This window comes from Jatrophihabitans lederbergiae (genome assembly GCF_031845305.1).
Lineage (GTDB): Bacteria > Actinomycetota > Actinomycetes > Mycobacteriales > Jatrophihabitantaceae > Jatrophihabitans_A > Jatrophihabitans_A lederbergiae.
Genome location: NZ_JAVREH010000127.1, coordinates 1 through 2983, shown reverse-complemented (window position 1 = coordinate 2983; position 2983 = coordinate 1). Strand labels below are relative to the sequence as shown.

Sequence of the window (2983 nt, the reverse complement as noted above, 5' to 3'; positions counted from 1 at the left end):
TCAGCAGTCACTGACAAGTGGACACCGGAAGGAACAACCCGTGACCTCCTACATTGAGTCCGCTGACCACGCCGGCATCTTCGTCCCGCATGCCTTCGACGAGCACACCGTCGACCTAGGCGAGATCACGGCGTCTGGCAGATCGTGCGGATCACCTCGATCTACAAACGCGGCTCACTGACCGCGTCCGTCCCGGGCACCGCACTCGACATTGCACCGGCAGACTTCACCGGCTTCCGACCCTCATACCGCTGCGTGGCCTGGTACCGAACCCAACCGGCTCCGATGTCGCATCCACTTTGCTCGGCGACGACCGGCCAGAAGCGGTTGCCCGCCACTACCAGGCCGAGAACGCCTGACTCATCGAGGCCCCGGCCCAACCGGCCGCGAGCACCACCACCACGAAGGAGCAGTAACCATGTCCGAACTCGCACTCGTCACCGGCGCATCCTCCGGCATCGGCAAAGCCTACGCCGAGCGCCTGGGCGCCGACGGCCACGACCTCATCGTCGTCGGCCGGCGCAAGGACCGCCTCGACGAACTAGCCGCGTCCCTGCCCGAGGTCACGGTTCAGGTCGTGGCCGCCGACCTGTCCACCGATGACGGCGTCGACACTGTCGCCGAGCTGTGCGCGAGCCAGCCCTTGACGATGCTGGTGAACAACGCCGGCGTCGCGCACTACATGCCGATATCAGAGCTGTCCGCGCAGCAGGCGCGCGAGCTGGTGCACGTCAAGGTCCTCGCGCCGACAATGCTGACCCGAGCAGCTGTCCCGGGAATGCTGTCACGAGGCACCGGCACGATCATCAACGTGGCCGGCATGATCGCGTTCTCCGGGCCCGCACCGTCCTCGCTGATGCCGCGCCGCGCCGTCTACGCCGGCACCCTGGCCCACACCGTAGCCATGTCCCAAACACTGAGCGCTGAACTCGAAGGAACAGGCGTCCGGGTGCAAGTCGTGTGCCCCGGCGTGGTAGCCACCGAGTTCCACACCGTCCAGGGAATGGACCTGTCCACCGTCCCGCGCATGACCGCCGAAGACGTCGTCAACGGCTCCCTGCGCGGCCTCGAACTTGGTGAGGTCCTCGCCGCACCCGGTGTCGGGGACTACAACCTGCTCGACGCGGTGTTCGCAGCCGACCTCGCCGCCTTCGGCGCGCAAAGCCCGACGCTCGCCCAGCGCTACCAGACGAAGTAGCCGCGAGGGCCACCACCTAAAGTCGGTCACACGCCGCGCCCATAATGATCATCACCATGACCAGCACCAGCTCGGCCGCCAGGCTGGCAAGGATGCCGAACAGCAGCTCTTCGACGGGGTCTGAGCCCGGATGCACCGTCGTTGATTGTGTGATGGGTTTCTGAATTCGCGCCCGGGGATTTGGGGCTTGGGCGTGGTGAAGCTGCCGGTGTGCCCGGCTTTTCCACGCGATCTCCTGTTGCGCCCCGGGGGCTGGTGGGTGGGGTTCAGGTCGTGGCAGGTGGGCTGAGTGCGGCGGCGAAGATGAAGTCGAAGGCGTGCTGCCAGGGCCAGTTCGTGGGTAGTCGGAGGTTGGTTCGCCGGGCTGATCGGGTGATCCTGGCGGGGATGTTGATCAGCTGGGCCCGGATGGTGGCCGTCACGGCCCGAGCGTGGAACCGGCCCGCGAGGGTGCCGGTGGCGCGGGTGAGGTTGAACGCGATCGCGGCCAGCACCAGCCACGCGGAGTTGGCGGCGAAGGATCCGGAGGGTAGGTGCGCCAGGGGTCCTGCTTTGAGGTCGGCGTGGACCTGTTCGATGACCGCGTGCCGGCGGTGGTCGGCCTCGGCCTCGAGCATCGGTTGCGGGGAGTCGGTGAAGAGGGAGTGGTGGCGCCAGGCCGGGAACAGCTCACCCTGGTCGTTGGTGATGGTGTGGGCGGGGTTGGCGTCGCGGACCCGGCGCACGATCAGCCGGGCGCTCACCTGCTCGGTCTTGGGCCGGGAGGTGAACGCGGTGAACGGCACCTCAGCGACCTCGGCGTCAGAGATCCACTGCTGCAACTGCTCATCGAAGACCGCGTTCGGGTACTTGATCCTGGTCCACCCGGTTTCAGGGATGCCCGCGATTGCCCTTTTGATGGCGGGATCTTTGCGGGCGGTGATCGAGAACCGGGCCCCGCCCCGGCGAGCCGCGGCGATCACCTCACGCCCGTAGTAGGCCGAATCCGCCCGCACCACGACAAAACCGCTCGCCCCGCAGCCGCGGGCGGTTTTCAGGGCATCGGCGACCAGCCGGGCGGCACCCCGGGTCGAGTTCGTGGACCCCTTGCGCAGCCGGGTGGCCACGATCACCGGCGCAGCCAGTGGCGTGGACACCGTCGCGATCAGCGCGTTCAACCCTTTGACGCCGGTGTAGCCGTACCCGGTGCCCTGTTTGGCGTAGCCGTGGGTCGCTTTCACGGTGTCATCGACATCGAGGAACGCGATCTGGTCCACGCCGGGCCGCATCAGCCAGCAGCGGCGTCTGCCCAGCGAGATTGGCGACCAGCCGGGCGGCGATCGCGTCGAGCTGGCGGATGTGGCCGAAGGTGAAGGCCCGCAGGAACGTCCCCAGCGTCGCCGGCGCGCGGACCCCGGTGAACAACCGGCCCATGCCGCCGTGGCGCAACAGGCCCATGTCGCTGATCGAGTCCGCGCCGGCGACCATCCCAGCCACCAGCGCGGACACCTTCAACCCTGCGGCGTGGCCGGGCCCGCCGGGGACCGATAACCGTTCTTGGGCCAGTTCGATCAGCCCGGCGCGCTGGGCCAGGGCCAGCACCGGAACCAACCCCGCACACGACACGAGATTCGGTTCATCAAATACCGCTGACCGCACCGGATCGGCATGGAATAATCGGTCGGGTAGCGGCGACGCATTGCTGCGCCGCCGCCCCCTCAGAACCGGACGTGCGACTTTCACCGCATCCGGCTCAAGCAAGTCCCGCGGGGCGTCCTATCTGTTGCTGCTGGCCCGACTGTCGCT

2 protein-coding genes and 1 pseudogene are annotated in these 2983 nt (G+C 67.8%); 2 read left to right on the top strand and 1 reads right to left on the bottom strand.

The window, feature by feature from the left end:
- Window positions 1-40: 40 nt before the first annotated feature.
- Both RM423_RS24375 and RM423_RS24370 read left to right on the top strand, forming a co-directional pair.
- Window positions 41-181, top strand: a complete 141-nt coding sequence (locus RM423_RS24375; RefSeq protein ID WP_311425631.1) for a hypothetical protein — start codon at window positions 41-43, stop codon at window positions 179-181.
- A 237-nt stretch (window positions 182-418) separates the two neighbouring features.
- Window positions 419-1198 carry an SDR family NAD(P)-dependent oxidoreductase gene (locus tag RM423_RS24370; protein ID WP_311425630.1) on the top strand — a complete coding sequence of 260 codons (780 nt, stop codon included), beginning with the start codon at window positions 419-421 and terminating at the stop codon, window positions 1196-1198.
- 266 nt (window positions 1199-1464) lie between these two features.
- On the opposite strand, the pseudogene RM423_RS24365 reads toward RM423_RS24370, so the two are convergent.
- Window positions 1465-2899: pseudogene (locus tag RM423_RS24365) on the bottom strand (IS1380 family transposase).
- Window positions 2900-2983: the final 84 nt, after the last annotated feature.